Annotated in this window: 20 protein-coding genes; 15 read left to right on the plus strand and 5 right to left on the minus strand. The window is 71.9% G+C overall.

Annotated features, from left to right (window positions below; genetic code table 11):
* Positions 1–78: 78 nt before the first annotated feature.
* The gene (locus ACZ5UI_RS24765; protein WP_464192175.1) at positions 79–1521 is read left to right on the plus strand and encodes an NAD(P)/FAD-dependent oxidoreductase; all 1443 of its coding nucleotides are present in this window, start codon (positions 79–81) and stop codon (positions 1519–1521) included.
* Between the two features lie 15 nt (positions 1522–1536).
* Here the strand turns inward: ACZ5UI_RS24765 and ACZ5UI_RS24770 are convergent, their stop codons facing one another.
* Positions 1537–3540, minus strand: a complete 2004-nt coding sequence (locus tag ACZ5UI_RS24770) for a molybdopterin-containing oxidoreductase family protein (protein WP_464192177.1) — start codon at positions 3538–3540, stop codon at positions 1537–1539.
* Between the two features lie 199 nt (positions 3541–3739).
* Here ACZ5UI_RS24770 and ACZ5UI_RS24775 point away from each other — a divergent pair, with 199 nt between their 5' ends.
* The 3 genes from ACZ5UI_RS24775 to ACZ5UI_RS24785 are packed head-to-tail and all read left to right on the plus strand — an operon-like array spanning position 3740 to position 7507.
* The gene (locus ACZ5UI_RS24775; RefSeq protein WP_464192179.1) at positions 3740–4963 is read left to right on the plus strand and encodes a sugar ABC transporter substrate-binding protein; all 1224 of its coding nucleotides are present in this window, start codon (positions 3740–3742) and stop codon (positions 4961–4963) included.
* 10 nt (positions 4964–4973) lie between these two features.
* Entirely contained in the window at positions 4974–6515 is a 1542-nt protein-coding gene (locus ACZ5UI_RS24780) for a sugar ABC transporter ATP-binding protein (protein WP_464192181.1), read from the plus strand.
* Positions 6512–7507, plus strand: a complete 996-nt coding sequence (locus ACZ5UI_RS24785) for an ABC transporter permease (protein ID WP_464192183.1) — start codon at positions 6512–6514, stop codon at positions 7505–7507. The genes ACZ5UI_RS24780 and ACZ5UI_RS24785 overlap by 4 nt, the downstream gene beginning before the upstream one ends.
* Before the next feature lie 81 nt (positions 7508–7588).
* Here the strand turns inward: ACZ5UI_RS24785 and ACZ5UI_RS24790 are convergent, their stop codons facing one another.
* Complete coding sequence (locus ACZ5UI_RS24790; RefSeq protein ID WP_464192185.1) at positions 7589–8707, minus strand: CaiB/BaiF CoA transferase family protein; 1119 nt, start codon at positions 8705–8707, stop codon at positions 7589–7591.
* A gap of 25 nt (positions 8708–8732) precedes the next feature.
* Between ACZ5UI_RS24790 and ACZ5UI_RS24795 the strand changes: the two genes are divergently transcribed.
* The 3 genes from ACZ5UI_RS24795 to ACZ5UI_RS24805 are packed head-to-tail and all read left to right on the plus strand — an operon-like array spanning position 8733 to position 11264.
* Positions 8733–9938, plus strand: a complete 1206-nt coding sequence (locus ACZ5UI_RS24795; protein WP_464197878.1) for an acyl-CoA dehydrogenase family protein — start codon at positions 8733–8735, stop codon at positions 9936–9938.
* Entirely contained in the window at positions 9935–10582 is a 648-nt protein-coding gene (locus tag ACZ5UI_RS24800) for a GntR family transcriptional regulator (protein ID WP_464192187.1), read from the plus strand. The genes ACZ5UI_RS24795 and ACZ5UI_RS24800 overlap by 4 nt, the downstream gene beginning before the upstream one ends.
* A 13-nt stretch (positions 10583–10595) precedes the next feature.
* Positions 10596–11264: a GntR family transcriptional regulator gene (locus tag ACZ5UI_RS24805; protein WP_464192189.1), complete on the plus strand. Its 669-nt coding sequence runs from the start codon at positions 10596–10598 to the stop codon at positions 11262–11264.
* Here ACZ5UI_RS24805 and lhgO read toward each other — a convergent pair.
* A complete protein-coding gene (gene lhgO / locus ACZ5UI_RS24810) occupies positions 11254–12456 on the minus strand; it encodes an L-2-hydroxyglutarate oxidase (RefSeq protein ID WP_464192192.1) in 1203 nt (400 codons plus the stop codon). The genes ACZ5UI_RS24805 and lhgO overlap by 11 nt on opposite strands.
* A 135-nt stretch (positions 12457–12591) precedes the next feature.
* On the opposite strand from lhgO, the gene ACZ5UI_RS24815 reads away from it, so the two are divergent.
* The 6 genes from ACZ5UI_RS24815 to ACZ5UI_RS24840 are packed head-to-tail and all read left to right on the plus strand — an operon-like array spanning position 12592 to position 20143.
* Entirely contained in the window at positions 12592–14619 is a 2028-nt protein-coding gene (locus tag ACZ5UI_RS24815) for a hydantoinase/oxoprolinase family protein (RefSeq protein WP_464192194.1), read from the plus strand.
* Between the two features lie 15 nt (positions 14620–14634).
* Positions 14635–16431 (plus strand): hydantoinase B/oxoprolinase family protein, encoded by a 1797-nt coding sequence (locus ACZ5UI_RS24820; protein WP_464192196.1) that lies wholly within the window; start codon positions 14635–14637, stop codon positions 16429–16431.
* A 2-nt stretch (positions 16432–16433) separates the two neighbouring features.
* A complete protein-coding gene (locus tag ACZ5UI_RS24825) occupies positions 16434–16625 on the plus strand; it encodes a hypothetical protein (protein WP_464192198.1) in 192 nt (63 codons plus the stop codon).
* A 19-nt stretch (positions 16626–16644) separates the two neighbouring features.
* Positions 16645–17316, plus strand: coding sequence for a GntR family transcriptional regulator (locus ACZ5UI_RS24830; protein ID WP_464192200.1), 672 nt, complete (start codon positions 16645–16647; stop codon positions 17314–17316).
* Positions 17313–18701, plus strand: coding sequence for an FAD-dependent oxidoreductase (locus tag ACZ5UI_RS24835; protein WP_464192202.1), 1389 nt, complete (start codon positions 17313–17315; stop codon positions 18699–18701). The genes ACZ5UI_RS24830 and ACZ5UI_RS24835 overlap by 4 nt, the downstream gene beginning before the upstream one ends.
* Positions 18701–20143 (plus strand): aldehyde dehydrogenase family protein, encoded by a 1443-nt coding sequence (locus ACZ5UI_RS24840; RefSeq protein ID WP_464192204.1) that lies wholly within the window; start codon positions 18701–18703, stop codon positions 20141–20143. Before ACZ5UI_RS24835 ends, ACZ5UI_RS24840 begins: the two co-directional genes overlap by 1 nt.
* Before the next feature lie 10 nt (positions 20144–20153).
* Here ACZ5UI_RS24840 and ACZ5UI_RS24845 read toward each other — a convergent pair whose 3' ends face one another.
* Positions 20154–20393 carry a CPCC family cysteine-rich protein gene (locus ACZ5UI_RS24845; protein ID WP_464192206.1) on the minus strand — a complete coding sequence of 80 codons (240 nt, stop codon included), beginning with the start codon at positions 20391–20393 and terminating at the stop codon, positions 20154–20156.
* A 96-nt stretch (positions 20394–20489) separates the two neighbouring features.
* Between ACZ5UI_RS24845 and amaB the strand changes: the two genes are divergently transcribed.
* Both amaB and ACZ5UI_RS24855 read left to right on the plus strand, forming a co-directional pair.
* A complete protein-coding gene (gene amaB / locus ACZ5UI_RS24850; RefSeq protein WP_464192209.1) occupies positions 20490–22040 on the plus strand; it encodes an L-piperidine-6-carboxylate dehydrogenase in 1551 nt (516 codons plus the stop codon).
* Between the two features lie 50 nt (positions 22041–22090).
* The gene (locus ACZ5UI_RS24855; protein ID WP_464197880.1) at positions 22091–23194 is read left to right on the plus strand and encodes an NAD(P)/FAD-dependent oxidoreductase; all 1104 of its coding nucleotides are present in this window, start codon (positions 22091–22093) and stop codon (positions 23192–23194) included.
* A gap of 77 nt (positions 23195–23271) precedes the next feature.
* Here ACZ5UI_RS24855 and ACZ5UI_RS24860 read toward each other — a convergent pair whose 3' ends face one another.
* Positions 23272–23781 (minus strand): alpha/beta fold hydrolase, encoded by a 510-nt coding sequence (locus ACZ5UI_RS24860; RefSeq protein WP_464192211.1) that lies wholly within the window; start codon positions 23779–23781, stop codon positions 23272–23274.
* Positions 23782–23795 lie beyond the last annotated feature (14 nt).

A 23795-nucleotide genomic window follows, 5' to 3' on the forward strand; every position in this document is an offset into this window, starting at 1 on the left:
TTGCCACGAGCACCACCCGGGGATTCGGACGGTTCGATCCCCGGGTGACCTCGTGCGCCCGTTTCCGGACCACTTTCCATGACGAAGCCCCTCGCCACGTTCCGGCCGCCAGCCACGGTCGCGCCCGCAGACCAGTCGCTGTGGCTCGACCAGGCGCTCGCCTCGGAGTCGGACCCGCCCGCGGAGGCCACGCTCCCCGCGCGGGCTGACGTGTGCGTCGTCGGCGGGGGGTTCACCGGTCTGTGGACCGCGATCCAGCTCAAGCTGCAGGACCCATCGCTCGATGTCGCCGTGCTGGAGGCCGCGCTGTGCGGCGCCGGCGCCAGCGGGCGCAACGGCGGCTTCGTGATGACCTCGTGGTCGAAGTTCGCCAGCCTGACCAAGCTGTGCGGTCCCGAGCAGGCGCTGGTCTACGCGCAGGCGGTGGAGGCGGCGGTCGCCGAGATCGGCGAGTTCTGCGCCGAGTACGGGATCGACGCCGAGTTCCACCAGGCGGGCTGGGTGTGGGCGGCCACCAGCGCGGCGCAGGTGGACGCCTGGAAGTACACCGTCGACTCGCTGGCCCAGACCGGCCAGGCGCCCTATGAGCTGATGACGCCCGAGGAGACCGCCCAACGCACGGGCTCGCCGGTGCACCTGGCCGGGATCTTCGAGGCCGCCCCCGCCTCGGTGCACCCAGCACGGCTGGCCCGCGGCCTGCGCCGGGTCGCCCTCGAGCTCGGCGTGCTGGTCTTCGAGCGCTGCCCGGTCACGGAGATCACGGCCGACCCTCAGCCGGTCGTCACCACCGCGCAGGGCACGCTGTCCGCCGACCGCGTCGTGGTCGCGCTCGGCGCCTGGACCGCCGGCCTGGAGGCCGCACGGCCGTCGCTCATCACGATCGCCAGCGACGTGATCGCCACCGAGCCGATGCCCGGCCGCCTGGCCGATCTCGGCATCGCGCTCGGGCTCTCGATCTCCGACAGCCGGCGCCTGGTCAACTACTACCGCTCGACCGAGGACGGCCGGCTCGTGTTCGGCAAGGGCGGCGGCGACGTGGGGCTCGGCCATCGGATCCCGGGGAGCTTCGACCGCTCGGACGGCCGGGCGGGGGATGTGGAGGCGCAGTTCCGCCGGATCTACCCGATGCTCCGCGGGGTGGCCGTGAGCAAGACCTGGCGGGGGCCGGTCGACTACTCGATCAACAGCCTGCCCTTCGTCGGGCCGGTGCCCGGAGCGCCCCAGGTGCTCGTGGCCGCCGGGTTCTCGGGCAACGGCGTGGGACCCTCGTTCGTCGCCGGCCGCGCGCTCGCGCAGAGCGTCCTGGGCCGCAGCGTCGACGAGATTCCCGAGGCGCTGCGCAGCCCCCATCACGGCGTCCTGCCGCCCGAGCCGCTGCGCTACCTGGCCGGACGCGTCGTGCGCGCGGCGGTCTCGCGCAAGGAGGACGTCGAGGATCTCGGGCGGACGCCGAACCGCCTGCTCAGCGCGGTCGCGTCGCTGGACCCGACCAGCTTCACGGACTCCGGCCCGAAGTCCTGAGCCGCGCGCGCCGGCTCAGGCCGGCGCGACCTCGACCTCGAGCCCGGACATCTCCGGCATCCCGGTGTGCGGGTCGACGTCGTCAGACGAGGTCAGTCGCCCGGTGTTGGTCGCTTCGTAGCCGTGTGGGGTGCGGACGGTGCCGGGGACCGCGCGATCGTCCAGGCGGGCCGTCGCCTGCAGCGTGCCGTATGCCGACGTGATGACGATGCTCGCCCCGTCGGCGATCTGGCGGGAGACGGCGTCGTCCGGGTGGAGCGACGTCTCCGGCCGGGCGGGGGTGGTGAGCCCCTCGCCGTCGGACAGGACCGAGTTCGTCTTGCGCAGCTGGCGGCCGGGGATCAGCACGAGCTGCTCCGGGCGCGGGTCGGGCATGGCCGCCAGCTGCTCGAGGAGGACCGGGTGGGTCAGGCGGAGACGTCCATCGGGCATGTGATCGTGGAGCCAGCCGTACGGACGCTCGTGGTCGACGACGGCGTTGGGCGCGTGGCGGGTCGTCTCCCAGCGCACGGTGTCGGCGCCGTACATGGCCTGCAGCGCCGCTTCCTCGTCGCGCGGGTCGTCCGCGCCGCCCGGCAGATCGACGCCGAGGCGCTGCGCGAGCTGGTGCAGGATCCACCAGGTCGGACGCCGGTCGCCGGCGGGCGGGACGACGGCGTCGGTGTACTGGCCGAACGCCTCGACGCCGTAGACCTCCGGGCCGGTGGTCACGTCCGCGCGCTCGAGCGTGCTCGTGGCCGGCAGCACGTGGGTGGCCAGGTCGGTCAGGTCGTGGGCGATGACGTCGACGACCGCGAAGGCGTCCAGCCGCCGGAACGCGGCCGACTGGCGGTCGGGTTGCGGCCAGGCGATCAGCGGGTTGCCGCCGAGCACGACCAGCGAGCGCAGGTTGCCGGCCTCGATCTCGTCGACGGCGGCGGCGCAGGGCAGCTCGCCAAAGCGCTGCGGGAGCTCCGGTCGGCTTTGGGGCCCCGGCCCGGGCGTGCCATCGAGCAGCGGCCAGCTGCCCTTGCCGGAGCTGAAGTACCCGGGGTTGAACCACATCCCGCCCGGGCGATCGAGCGAGCCCGTGACGGCGCAGACCATCCAGGCCATCCACACGGCGAGGTTGGCGCTGCGGTGCATGTTGATGCCGGTCCCGAACGGCATGGCCACGCGCCCGGCCGCGCGGATGTCGCTCAGCAGCGCGGTGATCTGCTCGGCGGGCACGCCGGTCGTGCGCACCGCGCGCTCCAGCGTGAAGGGCTCGACGGCGGCGGTCAGCTCCTCGACGCCGATGGCGTGGCGGGCGAGGTAGTCGCGATCGGCGCCGGCGCGCAGCAGCTCGCGGACCAGATGGGCCAGCAGCAGGTGGTCGGTCCCCGGGCGGACGGCCATGTGCCCCACGGCGACGTCGCTGCTCTCGGTGCGCCGCGGGTCGATCACCCAGACCTTGCCCTTGCTGGCCCACTCGCGCAGGTACGCCTTGGGGCGGGGGAGGTTGGCCGTGTGCCCGTGGGAGGCCATCGGGTTGGTGCCGACGAAGACGACGAGCTGCGCATCGAGGTCGGGCACCGGGAGGAACCACGGGTGGCCCGCCACCATCTCGGCGACCATCGTGGCGGCCGGGCAGTCGACGGTCAGCGACGTGTACCAGCTCGGGGAGCCGATCTGCCCGAGGATCGCCTGGGGCAGCCCGGCGCTGGCCGACTCGAGGTAGTGCCCGGTTCCCTTGTACATGCCCAGGGCGGCGGGGCCGGCCGCGGCGATCGAGCCCTGGATGCGCTCGGCCAGGTCGTCGAGCACGTTCTCCCAGGAGCCCGGGACGAGCGTGCCGTCCCGGCGGATCGCCGGTCGGTCCAGCCGCCGCGGGTGATGGTGGTGGCCGCCCATGGCCCGCCCCTTCGGACACAGGTAGCCCTGGGAGATCGGGTGCTCGCGATCACCGCGCACCGCGACCACGCGATCGTTCTCGACGGTGACGATCGCGCCGCAGCTGGCATTGCACAGTCGGCAGAACGTTCGTCGCTCATCACGCATGGCCCGGCTCCTTGCTGGTGGAGCGCCCGATCCTGAACGCTCGACCAACACGCGGTCCTCATACCAACGAACCAACGTCCGGCGGCGCTTCATAGTCGGAACGAACTCGGCGCCTCGGCCCGCCGTGGTTATCTCGCACCGGGGATCGTGACCCGCCGGAAACGGCGGTCACGTTCGAACCGCTACCGCGAGGACTGGGATGTTGCTGCGCAAACCACGCATGCTGTTCGCCGTGCCGTTCGTGCTGCTGTTGCTGGCGTTCGGCGTCGGCTGTGGGTCCAGCTCGGACTCCGACTCAACCGCTGCATCGACGGGCGCTGACACGGCTGCGGCCGATACGACGGCGGCGGCCGGATCCGCCACCACCGCGTCGGACGAGTCGAGCTTCAAGTGTTCCGAGGACGGGGCCATCACGGAGGCCGACTGGAACGAGGGCAGCAAGCAGCTGCCTGCTCCGCCGGACCCGGATGCCCTGAAGGGCAAGAAGATCGCCTACATCGGCTTCGGCCAGGACAACGTCTACTCGCAGTGGATGTTCAAGGCCATCAAGTGCCAGGCCGAGGAGTTCGGTGCTTCGGCGACGTTCATCGGTCCGCCGAGCTTCGACGCCCAGGCGCAGTTCCAGCTGGCCACCGACCTGGCCACCAGCAAGAACTACGACGGGCTCGTGATCCTGCCCAACGACTCGACCAGCATCACCCCGGCGCTGAAGCAGCTGGTGTCTGCCGACGTCCCCGTGGTCAGCGTGCTGCAGCCGGCCGGACCGGACGTCCTGGCCATGAAGAACCAGATCCCGGGCCTGACCGGCAACGTGATCGAGGATCTGACCGTCAACGCGACGGCGATGGCCGACGGTGTCGTCGACGCCTGCGGTGACACGGATCCCTGCAACGTGGTCGTCATCTGGGGCGCGCGCGCCCTGGCCTTCGACAAGGTGAAGCCGCCGATCTTCGAGAAGATCATCTCGGCCCATCCGAACATCAAGGTGGTCTGCGAGGCCGACGGCAACTACGACAAGGCGACCGGCCAGAAGGTCACCGCCGACTGCCTGCAGGCCAACCCGGACACCAACGTCCTGGCGTCGCAGGCCGACCAGGCCACGCACGGCGCCGAGGCGGCGATCACCGGCGCGGGCATGACGTTCGGCACCGGGCCGGACGACGTCAAGATCGTCAGCGCCTACGCCACGAAGTACGGCGTGCAGCAGGTGCGCGACGGCAAGTGGTTCCAGACCAGCTACAACCGCGGTCAGTCGATCGGAGCCGCCGCGACCCGGCTGCTCCTGCTCAAGCTCGACGGCGCTCCCGCGTCGGAGGATCTGTCCTTCCTGGTGCAGGACAAGGACTTCGACTCGGTGGACAACAAGCTCACCGCGGAGGTCCTCAAGGAGCACCCCGAGGTGACCGGGCAGTGGGACGGCTGAGCCAGTAGCCATGACGACCGCATTGGACACCGAGCCGATCCTCCAGGCCGAGGAGATCGTCAAGTCGTTCGGACGCCACCGGGCGATCGACGACGCGATGATCACCATCAGACCGGGAACCGTCCACGGTCTCGTGGGCGAGAACGGGGCCGGGAAATCGACGCTCAGCAAGATCCTGAGCGGTGTCATGCGGCCGGACTCGGGGACCCTCCGGGTGAGTGGGACGGAAGTCGCGTTCCACTCGCCCGGAGCGGCCCTCGCGGCCGGGGTCACGATCATGCAGCAGGAGCTGTCGCTGGCCACGGACCTGACGGTCCGGGAGAACGTCATCCTCGGCCGCCACCCGTCGCGCCTGGGCTTCGTCTCGGGCCGGCGGATGCGTCGTGACTTCGACGAGATCATCGAGCGGACGGGCTTCCAGCTCGACGGCGGCACGCGGGTGGAGGCATTGCCGCTGGCCAAGCAGCAGGAGGTGGAGATCGTGCGTGCGCTGGCCCGCGGCGCGCGCGTGATCATCATGGACGAGCCGACGGCCGCGCTGTCGGCCCAGGACGGCGAGCGGCTGCATGCCGTCGTCCGGTCCCTGCGCGACACCGGCGTCGCCATCATCTACATCTCGCACTTCCTCGACGAGGTGCTGGCGCTCAGCGACGACGTCACGATCATGCGCAACGGCCGCCACGTGCGGACGCTCGCGGCGCAGGACGCCACGGTCGACACGCTCGTCGAGGGCATGCTCGGCTTCGTCCAGGAGGAGAACTTCCCCGAGCTGCCGCCGGTGCCCGACGACGCGCCGGTCGTGCTCGAGCTGCGCGACCTGTGCCGCCGCGGTCAGCAGATCGGCGTCGACCTGCAGGTCCGCGCGGGCGAGATCGTCGGCCTGTTCGGCCTGGTGGGCGCGGGTCGGTCCGAGCTGGCCCAGTCGCTGTTCGGCGCCGACGGGCGCCACGCCTCCGGCGAGCTGCTGCTCGACGGCGAGTCGATCCGCCTGAGCTCACCGCGGGCCGCGCTCAAGCGCGGGATCGCGCTGCTGCCCGAGAGCCGCAAGGACCAGGGCCTGTTCCTGGACATGTCGCAGCGGCGCAACGCGACGATGACCTGCCTGAACGACTTCGACACGATGGGCGTCGTGCGCTCCAACGAGGAGCGCAAAGCGGCGGTCGACCAGCTGCACGCGATGGGCGTGGATCCGGTCACGCCCAACGGCGACGTCGCCGTCCTGTCGGGCGGCAACCAGCAGAAGGTGCTGTTCGCCAAGACGCTGCTCAGCCACCCGCGGTTGCTGATCCTCGACGAGCCGACCCGCGGGGTCGACGTCGGGGCGCGCCGCGCGATCTACGACATCGTGGCCGACCTCGTGGCAGATGGGATGGCCGTCATCCTGATCTCGTCGGAGTACGACGAGGTGGTGCACATGTCCCACCGGCTCTGCGTCATGCGCGAGGGCCGGATCGTCGAGGAGTTCACCGAGTCCAACGTGTCGCATGCGTCGGCCCTCGCCGCTGCGTTTGGGGTCTCCGAATCGTCGACCTTCATCAAGGAAGTGACATGAGCGCCACCGCCGAGGCCGAAGTCGGCCGCACCACCGAAGTCGCGTTCGGCGACCGCCTGCTGACGGGCCTGCGGGACTACTCCGTCGTCGTGATCGTCGTCGGGCTGTTCGTCGCCATGTCGTTCACGGCGGACAACTTCTTCTCGATGCGCAACTTCATGAACATCCTCGACGCCAACGCGCCGCTGATGCTCGTGGCGCTGGGCACGACGTTCGTGATCATCGCCGGCGCGTTCGATCTGTCCACCGGCCAGATCCTGTCGCTCGGTGGTGTGCTCAGCGCGTGGTTCGCGGTCAAGGTCGGCGACCCCGTCGCGGGCATCCTCCTGGGCATCGCCATGGGCGTCCCGATCGGCCTGCTCAACGGCCTGCTGGTCGGTGCGTTGCGCTTGAACTCCTTCCTGGCCACGCTGGCCACCGGGTTGGTGTTCGGTGGCGTTGCGCTGTTGGTCGTCCAAGGGGCGAGCATCGACCTGTCGGCCGACTCGACGTTCGTGTGGCTGGGCAGCCACCGCTTCGGCGTCGTGCCGGTGTCGGCGATCGTCACCGCGATCGTCTTCCTCGCCCTGTGGGCGGTGCTCTCGCTGACCGTGTTCGGCCGCCAGGTCTTCGCGGTGGGCAGCAACCCGGAGGCCGCGCGCCTGTCCGGCGTGTCGATCGCCAAGGTCATGGCGATCGCCTTCTCGATCGGCGGGCTGACCGCGTCGCTGGCCGGCGTCCTGCTGGTCAGCCGCACCGGCGTGGGCAACACCTACGGCGCGTCGAGCACGCTGACCCTGAACGCGATCGCCGCCGTGGTCATCGGCGGCACGAGCATCACGGGCGGCCGCGGCGCGATGTGGCGCACCGTGTTCGGCGTCCTGCTGCTGGCGCTCCTGCAGAACGCGCTCAACCTCCTGAACTTCGAGCCGTTCTGGCAGCAGATCGTCTCCGGCCTGGTCATCCTGGCCGCGATCGTGGTCAACACGCTGGGCTCGCGCGGCAACGCCTGAGCCGCCGCGCCCGCCCCAGCCGTTGTCCGCTCCGACCCGCATACCGGGTCGAAGCGGACAACGGGCCGGGGCGGGGTGCGGCTACGCGGAGGCCGGCCGCGACTGCGCCGCGTGCGTGTAGGCCGCCGGCGTGCGCGACAGGCCGATCGGGTTGCGCGTGAGCGCGACGGTCGACCCGTCCGCGCGCGGCAGGTCGACGGTCGGCGCCAGCCCGAGCCGGTGGGCCAGGTCGAACGCGCCGGCGATGTCGTTGACCTCGCCGGCGGGCACGCCGGCGTCCAGCAGCGGCGCCGTCCACTGCGTCGCCGAACGGGCGGCCAGCAGCCGCTCGAGCTCGGTCCGCAGCGCGTCGCGGTGGCGCACGCGCTCGGTGTTCGTGGCGTAGCGCGGGTCGGTGGCCAGGTCGGGGGCCCCGACGACCGCGCACAGCGCGCCGAACTGCCGGTCGTTGCCGACGGCCAGCACCAGCGTGCCCTCGGCGCAGGCCAGCAGCTCGTAGGGCGCGATGCTCGGGTGCGTGTTGCCCAGGCGCGTGGGCACGGTGCCGCCCGCCGTGTACGCGGCGCCCTGGTTGACCAGCGCGGCGAGCAGGCTCATCAGCAGGTTGACCTCGATGCGCTGACCCTCGCCCGTGGCGTCGCGATGGCGCAGCGCGGCGAGGATGCCGACGCTGGCGAACAGGCCGGTCAGCACGTCGACCAGCGCGACGCCGACCTTCTGGGGCTCGCCGTCGGGCTCGCCGGTGATGCTCATCAGGCCGCCGAGCGCCTGGATCAACAGGTCGTACCCGGGCAGGCCGGCGCCGGCGCCCGCCCCGAAGCCGGTGATCGAGCAGTACAGCAGGCGCTCGTTGCTCGGCCGCAGGTCCTGGTAGCCGAGGCCCAGGCGCTCCATCACGCCCGGGCGGAAGTTCTCGACGACCACGTCGGCGGTGCTGACCAGCTCGCGCGCGCGCTCCAGGTCGGCGGGATCGGACAGATCCAGCGCCAGGCAGGTCTTGTTGCGGTTGACCGAGTGGAAGTACGTCGACTCGCCGCGGTCGTCGAACGGGGGACCCCATGCGCGCGTCTCGTCGCCCAGGCCGGGACGCTCGATCTTCAGGACGGTCGCGCCCAGGTCGGCCAGCATCATCGTCGCGAACGGGCCGGCCAGCACGCGGGAGAAGTCGACGATCGTGAGGTTGCCAAGCGCGGACGTCATGTGGCAGAATCCTAGATCTTCGAAGATCGAGGGTCAAGGAGCCCGAGTGTCCACCGCCGCCGCCGTGCCCGATATCCGTCCGAACGACTTCCTGGACATCGACCACCTCCTCAGCGACGAGGAGCGCGACATCCGCGACTCGGTCCGCGCGTTCGTGCGCGACCAGGTGACGCCGCACGTGGGCGACTGGTTCGAGGAGGCGCGCATCCCCGCCGAGCTGGCGCCCGCCCTGGGCAAGCTCGGCGTGCTGGGCATGCACCTGGAGGGCTACGGCTGCGCGGGCGCCAGCGCCACCGCCTACGGGCTGGCCTGCCTGGAGCTGGAGGCGGGCGACAGCGGCATCCGGTCGCTCGTGTCGGTGCAGGGCTCGCTGGCCATGTACGCGATCTGGCGCTGGGGCAGCGAGGAGCAGAAGCAGGAGTGGCTGCCGCGGATGGCCGCCGGCGAGGCGATCGGCTGCTTCGGCCTGACCGAGCCCGACGCCGGCTCGGACCCGGGCGCCATGCGCACCCGCGCCCGGCGCGACGGCGACGACTGGATCCTGCACGGCCAGAAGATGTGGATCACCAACGGGTCACTGGCCGACGTCGCCGTCGTGTGGGCGGCGACCGACGAGGGCGTCCGCGGCTTCGTGGTGCCCAAGGACACGCCGGGCTTCACCACCCAGGACATCCACAAGAAGCTGTCGCTGCGCGCGTCGGTGACCTCCGAGCTGCTGCTCGACGACGTGCGCCTGCCCGACAGCGCCCGCCTGCCCGAGGCCACCTCGCTGCGCGGCCCGCTCTCGTGCCTCAACGAGGCCCGCTACGGGATCGTGTGGGGCGCGGCCGGCGCCGCGCGTGCCTGCCTGGAGGCCGCGCTCAGCTACAGCCTCGAGCGCATCGCCTTCGGCCGCCCGATCGCCGCGACGCAGATCCAGCAGCAGAAGCTCGCCTTCATGGCGCTGGAGGTCAACCGGGCCACGCTGCTCGCCCTGCACCTGGGCCGCCTGAAGGACGAGGGGCGCCTGCGGCCCGAGCAGGTGTCGATGGGCAAGCTGGGCAACGTCAACGCCGCGCTCGAGGTGGCCCGCACCGCCCGCCAGGTGCTCGGCGCCAACGGCGTCACGCTCGAGTACCCGGTGATCCGGCACATGAACAACCTCGAGTCGGTCGTCACCTACGAGGGCACGGCCGACGTCCACGCGCTGGTCATCGGCGGGGCGCTGACGGGCATCCAGGCCTTCCGATGACCGTGACGGACCCGGGCACCGCGCAGGACTTCGCGCTGCGGTCGCTGCGCCAGAGCATCATCGACGGGGTCCTGCGCCCGGGTGAGCGGGTCAACCAGGAGCAGCTGGCCGAGCGCCTGGGCCTGAGCGTCGCCCCGATCCGCGAGGCGTTGCGGGTGCTGGAGCAGGAAGGGCAGCTGACCTACCGCCCGCGCCGCGGGTACTTCGTCACCGAGCTGTCGATCTCCGACCTGGAGGAGATCTACGCGCTGCGCCAGGTGCTCGAGGAGCGCGCCGCGCGAGCGGCGTTGCCGTCGATCGACGAGGAGGCGCTCGAGCGGGTGGCCGCGGCCGCCCGCGAATGCGCCGACGCCGCGATCGCCGGCGACGTGTCCGGGGAGCTGGTGGCCAACCGGCGCTTCCACTTCGCGATCCTCGAGCACCCCGCCCACCCGCACCTGATGCGGCTGATCCAGCTGCTGTGGGACTCGACCGAGAGCTACCGCGCGCTCTACTACAACTCGCCCGACGAGCGGGGCGCCACGCTCGACGCGCACGACCGGATCATCGACGCGCTGCGCGCGCGGGACGCCGATCGGCTGGTCACCGAGCTGGACGAGCATCGCGGGCGCGCGCTCGTCTTCCTGCGCGACATCCTTCCCTGACTAGTCTGTCGGCATGTCCGTGGGCCGGGGTCGTCGAGGGAGCGCCGAGACGTACACCGACCAGGTCCGCGAGACGCTGATCGCGGCGATCGCCGACGGCGCGCTGCAGGCCGGCAGTGTCTATCCGATGCAGACGCTGGCCGAGCAGCTCGGGGTGTCGCGGACGCCGGTGCGCGAGGCGCTGTTGCAGCTGCAGCAGCGTTCGCTGGTCCGCATCGAACGCAACTCGGGCGTGCGCATCCTGGGCCGCACGACCGCGGACCTGCAGGAGGTCTTCGAGATCCGCGAGTGGCTCGAGGGCCCCGCCGTGCGCGCCGCGGCGGCCAAGATGACCGCGGCCGACGCGGACGCGCTGACCGCCTGCTTCGGGCAGCTGGTGCAGGCCGCCCAGGACGGCGACCTGGCCACGTTCGCCTTGATCGATCGGGACTTCCACGCGCTGATCCTGGGGTTCTCGGGCAACGAGCGCGTCGTCCAGGTGGTGGCCGAGCTGCGCGAGTTCCTGATCTCCCACGGCTACGAGACGCTCGGCGGCGAGGAGTCGCTCGTGGCGATCGCCGCGCAGCACGAGCCGATCCTGACCGCGCTCGTCTCCGGGGACGGCGAGGCCGCGGCCGCCGCGATGGTCGACCACATCCGGGCCACGGCGGACGCGACGATCCGGTCGGCCGTCAGCGCGTGAGGTCGAAGCGCGTCGACAGCTCGTCGACGACGTAGGCGGCGATCGACAGCGAGGACGTGGCCGCGGGCGACGGCGCGTTGCGCACGTGCAGCGCGCGCGCGGTCTGGGAGAACACGAAGTCGTCGACCAGCGCGCCGTCGCGGCCGAGCGCCTGGGCGCGCACGCCGGAGGTCGGGTTCGTGAGGTCGTCCAGGCGGAGGTCCGGTACGTAGCGCGCGGCGGCGTCGCGCAGGGCCCGGCGGCTGGCGGCGTGGCGCAGCTCGACCGCGGCCGCGCGGCGATAGCGCCAGGCCATGCGCGCGGTGCCCGGCCAGGCCAGCGTCCGCGCCGCGTCGCGCGGCTGGATGCGCCGCAGCGGCCCGGCGGTGAGCGAGCCGGCCAGCAGCGCGGTCGGCCCGATCGACAGGCTGCCGTCGATGTGGCGCGAGAGGTGGACGCCCAGGAAGGGCAGCGCCGGGTCGGGCACCGGGTAGATCAGACCGCGCACCAGCTCGCGGCGCTCGGGCGGGGTGTGCAGGTAGGCCCCGCGGAACGGCACGATGCGCGGGTCGGGCGACGCGCCGGCCTTGATGGCCAGGCGATCGGCCCAGCCGCCGGCGCAGAACAGGGCCAGGCGGGCGTCGACGGCGCCCCGGCCGTGCGTGATGCGCAGGCCCCGCGGGCGCTCCTGGACCCCGGTGACCTCGCAGCCGGTCAGCACCGGCTGGCCCTGCTGGGCCAGCTCGCGGGCGAGGGCGACGCACACCGCCCGGTAGTCGACGATCCCGGTCTGGGGCGAGTGCAGGGCGGCGACGCCCACGACGTTGGGCTCGATCTCGCGCATCTGCTCGGGCCCCACCCGACGCAGGTCGCCGACGCCGTTGGCGATGGCCCGCTGCTCCAGCAGGTCCAGGCGCGGAAGCTCGGCGGCGGACGAGGCGACGATCAGCTTGCCCGCCCGCCGGAACGGGATGTCCTGCTCCTCGCAGTAGCGGTACATGCGCTGCGCGCCGTCGACGCACAGGCGCGCCTTCAGCGAGCCGGGCGCGTAGTACACGCCCGCGTGGATGACGCCGCTGTTGTGCCCGGACTGGTGCTGGGCGACGTCCGGTTCGCGCTCGAGCACGACGACGCGCAACCCGGGATCGCGGCGCGTCAGCTCGCGTGCGCAAGCCAACCCGAGGATGCCGCCGCCCACGATCGCCACATCCACGTCCGGCGCGTTTGCAGGGGGTTTCGCGGTGCTCGCCATCGCGCCGACCGTAGCAGCTTGACGCACCTCCATGCCGTCAATATGTTGTCGACAACGGCGGTCTCGGCAATGCTGGCGAGAAGGGAAACCAGATAGATGGCAATTCGTGCTGGAGTCGACACGGGCGGGACGTTCACCGACCTCGTCGCCTACGACGAGGCGACCGGTGCGCTGCGGCTGTCCAAGACCCTCTCGACACCGAGCGCCCCGTCGGAGGCGATCTTCGACGTCTTCAACAAGGCCGAGCTCGAGACCACGGACATCACGTACTTCGTCCACGGCACGACCGTGGCGACGAACACGCTGATCGAGCGCAAGGGCGCCGAGTCGGCGCTGTTCGTCACCGACGGGTTCCGCGACATGCTGCACATGCAGCGCACCACGCGGCCCGACCACTTCGACCTGTCCTGGGTCAAGTCGCGCGGGCTGATCCCGCGCTCGCGCTGCTTCGGCATCCGCCAGCGCACGCAGCGCGACGGCTCGACGCTGATCGAGCTCGACGAGGCGCAGGTCATCGCCCGCGCCACCGAGCTGCGCGACGCGGGGCAGGTCAAGGCGATCGCCGTCTCCTACCTGTTCTCCTACATGAACCCCGAGCAGGAGCAGCGCACGCGTGAGCTGATCCACTCGGTGTGGCCCGACGCGCAGGTCTCGCTGTCCTCCGACGTGCTGCCCCGCTGGCGCGAGTACGACCGCACCTCCACGACCGCCATCGACGCCTACCTCAAGCCGCGCCTGTCGGCCTACATGCGCCGGCTGGAGGACGACTGCACGGCCGGCGGCATCGGCCAGCTGTTCATCCTCGGCTCCAACGGCGGCGTGATGACCTCACGGCGGGCCGGCGAGCTGCCGGTGTCGCTGGTGCGCTCGGGCCCGTCGGGCGGGATCGTCGCCTGCCAGCAGCTCGGCGCGATGCTCGGCACCGGCGACCTGATCGCCGCCGACATGGGCGGCACGAGCTTCGAGGCCTGTCTGCTCCCTGAAGGGCAGCCGACCTATACGAACAAAGAAGAGCTCGAGTGGGGCATTCCGATCGCGCTGACGATGGTCGACGCGCGGTCGATCGGCGCCGGCGGCGGCAGCCTGGCCCGGCTGGACACGGCGGGCATCATGACCGTCGGCCCCGAGAGCGCCGGTGCGGTTCCCGGGCCCGTCTGTTACGGGCAGGGCGGGACCGAGCCGACGGTGACCGACGCCAACGCGGTGCTCGGGCGCCTGGCCCCGGAGTTCCGGCTGGCCGGTCAGTACGAGCTCGACTTCGACGCGGCCGCCCAGGCGATCGACTCGCTGGCCGACGAGCTGCACCTGAGCCGCACGCGCGTGGCCCAGGGCGTGGTCGACATCGCCAACCACAACATGGCCCAGGCGCTGCGGCTCGTCTCGACCGACCGCGGCTACGACCCGCGCGGCGCGACGCTGCTGGCCTACGGCGGCGCGGGCCCGCTGCACGCCTGCGAGCTGGCCCGGGCCATGCACATCAGCAAGGTGCTGATCCCGCTGTACCCCGGCGCGTTCTCCGCGTTCGGCGCGCTGCTGGCCGACGCGCGCTTCGACTACTCCAAGACGGACTGGATGCGCATGCGCCATCTGGACGTGGCCCGCGTCAACGAGATCTTCGCCGGCCTGGAGCGTCAGGCCAGCGACGAGTTCCGCGAGGAGGGCTTCGCCAGCGCGCCGATCCTGTCGCGCAAGATCGACCTGCGCTACGTCGGGCAGAACTGGGAGCTGAGCGTCGACCTGCCGGGCGGGGCGCTGACCCAGACCGACGTCGACGCCGCCGCGCAGGGCTTCCATGACGAGCACGCGCGCGTCTACGGGTACGCCCTGCCCGAGGAGGAGCTGGAGATCCTGACCTTCGGCCTGACCGCGATCGGCACGCGGCACTCCCTGGAGCTGCCCGAGATCGCCGAGGGCCCGACGCCCGAGCCGGTCGGATCGCGACCGGTGTTCTTCAGCGGCTCGGAGGAGCCGATCGACACGCCGCTGTACTGGCGGGGCGACCTGCCGGCCAACGCGACGATCACCGGCCCGGCGCTCGTCGGCCAGCTGGACACGACCTCGCTCCTGCCGCCCGGCAGCACGGCGACCACCGACGCCTACGGCAACCTTCACGTCACGGTCTGAGATCGGAGCCTTCCCATGACCGACACCACCGCCATCACCACCGAGCCCCCGGCGACGGAGACGGAGACCGATCCGTTCCTGCTGGAGATCATCCGCAACCACCTCGTCACGACCTGTCGCGAGATGGGCATCGCGATGATGCGCACCAGCTACTCGCCCATGTTCAACGAGGCGCTGGACTTCACGTGCGTGCTGTTCGACGCCGACCTCGAGATGATCGCCCAGGCGCCGTTCTGCCCGGCGCAGATCGGCACGACCGTGCACGTCGTGCCCGCCGCGGTCCACGAGATCGGGATCGAGAACATCAACCCGGGCGACGTGATCTTCACCAACGACCCGTACCGCGGCGACAACCACCTGCCCGAGTTCGTCGTGATCAAGCCGTACTTCCACGACGGCAAGATCCTGGCCTACTCGATCAACATCGCCCACATGACCGACATCGGGGGGATGGTGCCCGCCGCGTTCGGCGACCACCGCAACACCTTCCAGGAGGGCATCCGCTTCCCGCCGGTCAAGTGCTACGAGCGCGACGAGGAGGTGCCGGCGATCTTCAAGATCATGATCTCCAACGTCCGCACCCCGAAGGCCAGCTACGGCGACATGAAGGCGATGATCGGCTCGCTGTACCTGGCCGAGCGCCGGATCGACGAGCTCGTCCAGCGCCACGGCGCGGAGCGCTTCACCCAGTACTGCCGCGAGATCAAGAACGTCTCCGAGCGGCTGATGCGCGCCGAGATCGCCAAGTGGCCCGACGGTGAGTACTCCGCCGAGGGGATCATCGAGGACGACGGCGTCGTGGCCGACCGCAACTGGACGATCCGGGCGACCATGGTGGTGCGCGGCGACGAGCTGATCGTCGACTTCGTCGGCACCGACCCGCAGTGCTTCGGCAGCGCCAACCAGACGTTCGGCACGACGGCCTCGTCGGCCTACAACGCCGTGCTGCACATGATCACCAAGAAGATCCCCTACAACCAGGGCGCCTACCGGCCGATCTCGGTGGTCACCGAACCGGGATCGTTCGTCAACGTCAGCTACCCGGCGGCCAGCGTGGGCGGCAACTCGGACACGCACCCGACGACCGTGGACATCCTGTTGCGCGCGTTCGCGCAGATCAGCGAGCACAGCAGCGCGGCCGACGGCGGCACCTGCGGCTGCATCGGGTTCGGCGGCGAGAACCCCAAGACGGGCGAGCCGTACGCGCACCTGCACCTGGAGGGCGTCGGCTGGGGCGGGCGCAACGACAACGACGGCAACGACGCGCAGTTCGTCAAGAACGGGAACTGCGCCAACACGCCGGTCGAGGTCGCCGAGACCCGCTACCCGTTCATGAACATGGCCTACGAGCTGGAGACCGGCAACGTCGGGCACGGCCGCCACCGCGGCGGGTTCGGCACGCGGCGGATCTTCCGCTTCCAGAGCGACGGCGTGAACATCGCCTCCCACACCAACCGCCACACGGTGTCGGCCTGGGGCCTCGAGGGCGGGCACGACGGCTCCAACACCGTCATCGCGTTCCGGCGCAAGGGCGAGACCGAGTGGGTCCGCGCGCGGGAGGGCTTCGGCAAGGAGTCCTACGGCAAGTTCTCGGGCATCGTGATGAACTCGGGCGACGAGATGCTGTTCGTCACGCCGTCGGGCGGCGGCTATGGCGATCCGCTGGAGCGCGAGCCGGAGCTGGTCCTCAACGACGTGGCCGAGGAGCTGATCAGCGCGCAGACCGCGCACGACGTCTACGGCGTGGTCATCGTCGACGGACGGGTCGACGGCCAGGCCACCGCAACGCTGCGCACCGGACAGGAGGCCTGACGATGTACCGCGAAGTCAACGAGATGCCGAAGTGCGGGTCCTGCGGCAAGCTCCTGAACGTCGACGGGCTGACGGTCGTGCGACTCGGGCGAGCGGTGATGTTCTGCTCGGAGCGATGCATCGAGGTCTTCGACTCCTACAAGGAGCCGAAGTACGGCACGGCGGCGCTCGACGGCGTGCCCGAGCTGCGCTGAGCGAGGACGGGTCCTGGGGATGAAGGAACTGCTGCTGCCGTCGGTCGATCGCACGACCGCCGGCCAGGAGGTGATCGTGCGCCTGCGCGACGCGATCACGCGGGGCGAGCTCGCGCCCGGCGCCGCGCTGGGCGAGGTCAACCTGGCCACGGAGCTCGGGGTCGGGCGCGCGCCCGTGCGCGAGGCCCTGCGCCAGCTCATGCAGGAGGGGCTCGTCGTCCACGAGCCCCACCGCGGATCGATGGTCGTGGTGCTGACCGAGACCGACCTGGCCGACATCTACATCGCGCGCGAGGGCATCGAGCGACGGGCCGTGCAGCTGATCCTGGAGCGCGGCGACGCCGTCGATCTCGGCGGCATCGAGCGGGCGCTGGACGCGTTGCGCACGGCGCCCAGCGGCGCGCGGCCCACGGTCGCCGTCGTCGAGGCCGACGTGGCCTTCCATGAGGCGATCGTCGCGGCCGCGGGCAGCCCGCGGCTGCACCGGATGTTCCGCACCTTGTCGGCGGAGACGCGGATGTACCTGCTGCAGGCGCACCCGCCGTACGACCCCGAGGCCTACGTGCTCGATCATGAGCGCGTCGCGGCGGCGATCCTCGAGCGGCGCCCGGACGCGCCGGACGTGATCGAGCGCCACCTGCGCCACTCCCGATCGGTGATCGGCGACGCCATGATCGACGTGCATCCGTGACGCCACGCAGTTGGTGGCTGGCGGACGCGGCCGACGGCGCGCCGCCGGCCCCGTCGCTGCAGGGTCCGACGACCGCGGACGTGTGCATCGTCGGCGGGGGCTACACGGGTCTGTGGACGGCGCTGCGGCTCAAGGAGCACGAGCCCAGCCTCGACGTCGTCCTGGTCGAGGCCGAGACCTGCGGCAGCGGCGCCAGCGGGCGCAACGGCGGCTGCGCGCTGACCCTCTGGCACCACTTCACCAGCCTGCAGCGGATCTGCGGCACGGTCGAGGCGCTGCGCCTGGCCCGCTCGTCGACCGCGGCGATCACCGAGCTGGGCGCGTTCTGCGCCGAGCACGACATCGACGCCGGCTTCCGCCAGGACGGCTGGATGTGGACGGCCACCAACGCCGCGCAGGTCGACCGCTGGAAGTCGACGGTCGATGCGCTGGACCGCGTGGGGGAGCACCCGTTCGTGGCCGTCGGTGCCGACGAGCTGGAGGCCCGGACCGGGAGCCGCGCGCACCTCGCGGGCCTGTTCGAGGCCGAGGCGGCGTCGATCCAACCCGCGGCGCTGGCCCGCGGCCTGCGCCGGGTGGCGATCGAGCGGGGCGTGCGCGTGTACGAGCGCTCGCCGATGACCTCGCTGGACCGGTCGCGGCCGCTGGTCGTGCGGACGCGGGCCGGGTCGGTCTCGGCCGGGCGCGTGGTGCTGGCCATGAACGCGTGGTCGGCCGGCGTCCGCGAGCTGCGCAACACGCTGGCCATCATCTCCAGCGACATCGCGATCACCGAGCCGGTGCCCCAGCTGCTCGGCGGCCTGGGGCTGGCCGACGGCGTGTGCGTCTCGGACTCGCGCCTGATGGTGCACTACTACCGCACCACGCCGGACGGCCGGCTGGCGCTGGGCCGGGGCGGCGCGCGCCTGGCCTTCGGCTCGCGGATCGACGCGTCCTTCCAGGGCCGGTCGCCGGAAGCGGCGGCCACGTGGATCGCGCAGAGCATCCACCGCCTGTATCCCGAGCTGGCCCAGGTGCCGATCGCGTCGACCTGGACCGGCCCGATCGACCGGCCCGTCGACGGGATGCCGTTCTTCTCCGAGCTGGGGCGCGAGGACCTGATCTGCGCCGCCGGGTTCTCGGGCAACGGCGTGGGGCCGTGTGTCCTGGCCGGGCGCGTGCTGGCCTCGATGGCCCTGGGCCGGGAGGACGAGTGGGCCAGCTGCGGCCTGGTGCGCCCGGTGCCCGGCGGGCTGCCGCCCGAGCCCCTGCGCTCGATCGGCGGCCGCCTGGTCAAGCACGCGGTGGCCCGCAAGGAGGCGGCCGAGGACGCGGGCCGGCCGCCGTCGCGGTTGGACGAGCGCCTGGCCGCGCTGGCCCCCGCCGGCCTGGTGCCGACGAAGTGATGTCGTCGCCGCCGGTGCTGGGGTCGTGGGTGGACGGGGAGTGGTGGTTCGGCGCGACCGAGGTGCCGCAGCACAACCCGGCCCACCCGGAGGAGGTCGTCGCCCGCACCGCGCAGGCCGATCGGGCGCTGGTTCGCCACGCGGTGGCGTCGGCCCGCTCGGCGGCCGGTCCGTGGGGCCGGCGGCCGGCGGTCGAGCGCGCGCGCGTGCTGAGCGCGACCGCCGACGTGCTGCGCGAGCGGGCCGCGGGGATCGCTACCGATCTGGCCCGCGAGGAGGGCAAGACGCGCCCCGAGGCGCTGGCCGAGGTCGGGCGCGCGGTCGACATCCTGCGCTACTTCGCTCACCAGGCGGCCTACGAGCCCGACGGCGAGACGTTCCCGTCCAGCCGCGACGAGCTGCTCTACGCGCGCCGCGTGCCGGTCGGCGTCGTGGCCGCGGTGACGCCGTGGAACTTCCCGCTGGCCATCCCCGTGTGGAAGCTCGCGCCGGCGTTGGCCTACGGGAACGTGGTGGTGTGGAAGCCCGCCGAGCTCGTGCCGATGACCTCGGCGCACCTGATGCGCGCCTTCGTCGAGGGCGGCGTGCCGGCGTCGGTGCTGCAGATGCTGCTGGCCCGGGGCGACGTGGCCGGCGACGTGCTGGTCGGCAGCCCATCGGTCGACGCCGTGACCTTCACGGGATCCACCGGGGTCGGCCGACGCCTGGCCGCCCAGGCCGCCGAGGCCGGGCAGCGGGCGCAGGCCGAGATGGGCGGCAGCAACGCGGCGATCGTGCTGGCCGACGCGGACCTGGAGCGGGCCGCCGCGGCGGTCGCCCGCGGCGCGTTCCTGAGCGCCGGCCAGAAGTGCACGGCGACCAGCCGGGTGATCGTCCAGGAGCGCGTGGCCGACGCGTTCACCGAGCTCGTGGTCGCCGCCGCCGACGCGATGGTCGTCGGCGATCCGCTGGACGACGGCGTCGACCTCGGCCCGCTGGCCTCGGTGCCGCGCGCCGACGAGGTCGCCGCGGCGGTCGCCGTCGCGACGGGCGACGGCCGTCGCCTGACCAGCCGCGACCAGGCCGACGTCCCCGCGGGTGCCTACGTTCCGCCCACGATCGTGGCCGACCTCCCCGATGGGCATGCGCTGTTGCGCGAGGAGACCTTCGGCCCGGTGGCCGCCCTCGTGCGCGCCGACTCGACGGAGCACGCGATCGCGCTGGCCAACGAGTCGCGCTTCGGCCTGACCGCCGCCGTGTTCACCCGCTCCAGCGCCACCGCGCTGCACTGCATCGACGCCCTGCACGTCGGGATGATCAAGGTCAACCAGGAGACCCCGGGCAACGACATCCACGTCCCCTTCGGCGGCACCAAGGCCAGCGCCTACGGCCCGGGCGAGCAGGGCAAGGCCGCGCGCGAGTTCTTCACCGAGTGGAAGACCGTGTACTTCCAGGGTGCCTAGTGTCAGGGCACTAGGGCTGCTCGTCGCGTCGCGGCGGGCGGACGTTGCGCTTGAAGCGCCATTCGCTGACGCCATAGGACCGGTAGTTGGCCTGCGCCTCGCTCAGGCTCACCTTGTTGGCGCCGCCCGCGTCGTCCGGGTTGTCGCGCTGGAAGCTGTCGTCCTCCCAGAAGCAGACGTCGCAGATCTCATACGCGCCGGGCTCGAGCAGCGTGAGGTAGCCGCAACACGGACAGGGGTGGCCAGGCATCCACCGCACGGTCGCAGAACGCCACCGGCGCCGTCGGGGCGGCTTCGACCACCGGTCACTTGTGCTGGGCGATCGGGACACCGATGATCGGGGGCCATGAGCGTGACGAGCAGCACTTCGATCACCCCCATCGGAACGGATGCGGTGCGGGACCGCGCGCGCCGGGCGTTGGACGCCTGCGGTGTGACCCTCGGCCAGAGCGGCGGGCCGGTCGTGCAGGCGCGCACGCCGATCACCGGCGCCGACCTGTTCGCGGTCCCGGCCTGCGACACGCCGGCCGTCGAGGCGGCGATCGCCCAGGCGAAAGCGGCCTTCGGGTCGTGGCGCACGGTGCCGGCGCCCGTGCGTGGCGCGCTGGTCAAGCGTCTCGGTGAGTTGCTGACCGAGCACAAGGTGCCGCTGGCCGAGCTGATCACGGTCGAGGTCGGGAAGATCCCGTCCGAGGCGCTGGGCGAGGTCCAGGAGATGATCGACATCTGCGACTTCGCGGTCGGTCTGTCGCGGCAGCTGGACGGGCGGACGATGCCGTCCGAGCGCCCCGGCCACCGGCTGATGGAGACGTGGCACCCGCTCGGCGTGGTCGGGATCATCTCGGCCTTCAACTTCCCGATGGCCGTGTGGTCGTGGAACGCGGCGCTGGCGCTGGTCTGCGGCGACACGATCGTGTGGAAGCCGTCGGACATGACGCCGCTGACCGCGCTGGCCTGCGGCGCGATCCTCGACCGCGCGATCGCGGAGTGCGACGCGCCGGCGGGCCTGCACACGGTCGTCGTCGCCGACGCGGCCAACGCTGCGCCGCTGGTCGACAGCCCGGACGTCGCGCTGCTCAGCGCCACCGGCTCGGAGCGGATGGGGGCGGAGGTGGCGCCCCGCGTGGCCGCCCGCTTCGGTCGCGTGCTGCTTGAGCTGGGCGGCAACAACGCGGCCATCGTCGCGCCGTCGGCCGACCTCGAGCTGGCCGCGCGGGGCATCACGTTCGCGGCCGCCGGCACCGCCGGGCAGCGCTGCACGACGATGCGCCGGCTGATCGTCCACGCCGACGTCGCCGATGCGTTGGTCGAGCGCCTGGCGGCGATCTTCGCGGGCCTGCGGATCGGCGATCCGCTGGCTGACGACACGCTCGTCGGTCCGCTGATCAACGGCGCGGCCTTCGATCGGATGCAGGCGTCGCTGGCCCGCGCGGTGGGCGACGGCGGCTCGATCGTCGTCGGTGGCCGGCGCCGCGACACGCCCGAGCACCCGGACGCGTACTACGTCGAGCCGGCGATCGTGCGCATGCCCGGGCAGACGGAGGTGGTGCGCGGCGAGACGTTCGCGCCGCTGCTCTACGTGATGGAGTACTCCGACCTGGACGAGGCGATCGCGCTGCACAACGGCGTGCCTCAGGGGCTGTCGTCGAGCATCTTCACGCTCGACCAGCGCGAGGCCGAGCGCTTCCTGGCCGCCGACGGGTCCGACTGCGGGATCGTCAACGTGAACATCGGCACGTCCGGTGCGGAGATCGGCGGCGCGTTCGGCGGTGAGAAGACGACGGGCGGTGGGCGCGAGTCCGGGTCGGATGCGTGGCGGGCCTACATGCGCCGCGCGACCAACACGATCAACTACTCCGACCAGCTGCCCCTCGCGCAGGGCGTGAACTTCGCGTGAGGCGGCCGCTTCCCGCGCGCGCCTCCGTCGTGATCGTCGGCGGCGGCGTGATGGGCACGAGCGCCGCCTTCCACCTGGCCGAGGCCGGCGTGCGCGACGTGGTCCTGATCGAGCGCGCCGAGCTCGGCTCCGGTTCGACCTGTCGCTCGGCGGGCGGCGTGCGCGCGCAGTTCTCCGATGAGCTGAACATCGAGATCGCCCAGCGCAGCCTGCGCGCCTTCTCCGAGTTCGGCGCGCGGCCGGGCGCGGAGATCGACCTGCGCCTGGTCGGCTATCTGTTCCTGCTCACGCGCGACGAGGACGTGGCCGAGTTCGAGCGCAACGTCGCGCTGCAGCGCGACCTCGGCGTGCCCAGCGAGATGCTGACCGCGGCGCAGGCCCAGGCGCTGTGCCCGCTGCTGCGCGTCGATGACGTGCTGGCGGCCGCGTTCTCGCGCAGCGACGGCCACGCGACACCGGACGGCGTGGTGCAGGGCTACGCGAGCGGCGCGCGGGCGTACGGCGCCCACATCCAGGTCGGGTGCGAGCTGCTCGACATCGAGGTCCAGGGCGGCGAGATCCGCGCGGTCGTCACCTCGCACGGGCGCATCGAGACCGACGCGGTCATCTGCGCGGCCGGTCCCTGGTCACGCGCCTGCGGCGAGCTGGCGGGCGTCGACCTGCCCGTGCTGCCCTTGCGCAGGGAGATCCTGTTCACCGAGCCGATGCCCGACCTCCCGCCCGAGGTGCCGATGACCATCGACTTCGCGACCGGCTTCTACTTCCACCGCGAAGGCCCGGGCCTGCTGATGGGCATGCCCGACCCCGGCGAAAGCCTCGGCTTCGACACCCAGGCCAGCGACGACTGGATCCCCGCGCTGATCGACGTCGCCGAGCGCCGCGCCCCGGCCATCGCCCGGGCCGGCATCAAGGGCGGCTGGTCGGGCTACTACGAGATGTCCCCCGACCACAACGCCCTGATCGGCGAGGCCCCGACCGCCTCCCGCTTCCTCTACGCCACCGGCTTCTCCGGCCACGGCTTCCTCCAGGGCCCGGCCGTCGGCGAGATCCTCCGCGACCTCTACCTCGGCCGCACGCCCTTCGTCGACGTCACCCCGCTCTCCGCCGACCGGTTCGCCGCGGCGGGCGAGCGGCCCGAGTTCAACGTGGTCTGACAGGTCATGGAAATGCGCCGAGAGCGCCACGCGGAAACGAGGAAAGCCCCGTCTCCGGGGCTTTCCCCTCGGTCTCGCTAGGTGGTGGCAGCCGCAGCCTTGGTGATCACCGTGGCGACCGCTGCGGCGTTGGCGACCATGGAGAGGTGCGGCGCCTTGATGGATGTGATGTGCGCGCCCGCGCGCTTGGCCATCATCAGCTGACTGTCGGGCGGGATGATGTGGTCGACGGTCCCAACGACCGCCCAGGACGGGATGGTCTTCCACGCGGGGGTCGTGGACGCATCGGTCAGAGCGTTGAGCGCGAGCGGTCGCTGCGTCGCGGCGAGCACGTTGCCCCGTGCGGTCGGGAGGGTGTTGGCGAAGCAGCGCGGGAAGATGCTCTGCTTGACGTAGGCGTCGACGACCTTCTCCGGCGCGCCGGGGAACGGGGCGAAGTTGAAGACGGTGGTGGGGTCCTGGACCGCGAGGCAGGAGCCGGCACCGGTCAACTGGGAGATCGACTCGCCTTCGTCGGGGGCGTAGGCGTCGACGTAGACGAGGGCCTTGACGTTGCTGTTGCCGGTGGCGGCATCGGTGATCGCCAACCGTCAGCGCGTCG

The organism is Conexibacter sp. JCM 18997 (genome assembly GCF_055391915.1).

Bases quoted from the DNA above. Each gene is read 5' to 3' on its own strand.
- ACZ5UI_RS24770 (WP_464192177.1), bottom strand. From the start codon at position 3,540: ATGCGTGATGAGCGACGAACGTTCTGCCGACTGTGCAATGCCAGCTGC.
- ACZ5UI_RS24815 (WP_464192194.1), top strand. From the start codon at position 12,592: ATGGCAATTCGTGCTGGAGTCGACACGGGCGGGACGTTCACCGACCTC.
- ACZ5UI_RS24790 (WP_464192185.1), bottom strand. From the start codon at position 8,707: ATGACGTCCGCGCTTGGCAACCTCACGATCGTCGACTTCTCCCGCGTG.
- amaB (WP_464192209.1), top strand. From the start codon at position 20,490: ATGAGCGTGACGAGCAGCACTTCGATCACCCCCATCGGAACGGATGCG.
- ACZ5UI_RS24800 (WP_464192187.1), top strand. From the start codon at position 9,935: ATGACCGTGACGGACCCGGGCACCGCGCAGGACTTCGCGCTGCGGTCG.
- ACZ5UI_RS24805 (WP_464192189.1), top strand. From the start codon at position 10,596: ATGTCCGTGGGCCGGGGTCGTCGAGGGAGCGCCGAGACGTACACCGAC.
- ACZ5UI_RS24845 (WP_464192206.1), bottom strand. From the start codon at position 20,393: ATGCCTGGCCACCCCTGTCCGTGTTGCGGCTACCTCACGCTGCTCGAG.
- ACZ5UI_RS24775 (WP_464192179.1), top strand. From the start codon at position 3,740: ATGTTGCTGCGCAAACCACGCATGCTGTTCGCCGTGCCGTTCGTGCTG.
- ACZ5UI_RS24820 (WP_464192196.1), top strand. From the start codon at position 14,635: ATGACCGACACCACCGCCATCACCACCGAGCCCCCGGCGACGGAGACG.
- ACZ5UI_RS24785 (WP_464192183.1), top strand. From the start codon at position 6,512: ATGAGCGCCACCGCCGAGGCCGAAGTCGGCCGCACCACCGAAGTCGCG.
- ACZ5UI_RS24780 (WP_464192181.1), top strand. From the start codon at position 4,974: ATGACGACCGCATTGGACACCGAGCCGATCCTCCAGGCCGAGGAGATC.
- ACZ5UI_RS24825 (WP_464192198.1), top strand. From the start codon at position 16,434: ATGTACCGCGAAGTCAACGAGATGCCGAAGTGCGGGTCCTGCGGCAAG.
- ACZ5UI_RS24840 (WP_464192204.1), top strand. From the start codon at position 18,701: ATGTCGTCGCCGCCGGTGCTGGGGTCGTGGGTGGACGGGGAGTGGTGG.
- ACZ5UI_RS24830 (WP_464192200.1), top strand. From the start codon at position 16,645: ATGAAGGAACTGCTGCTGCCGTCGGTCGATCGCACGACCGCCGGCCAG.
- ACZ5UI_RS24855 (WP_464197880.1), top strand. From the start codon at position 22,091: ATGGGCACGAGCGCCGCCTTCCACCTGGCCGAGGCCGGCGTGCGCGAC.
- ACZ5UI_RS24765 (WP_464192175.1), top strand. From the start codon at position 79: ATGACGAAGCCCCTCGCCACGTTCCGGCCGCCAGCCACGGTCGCGCCC.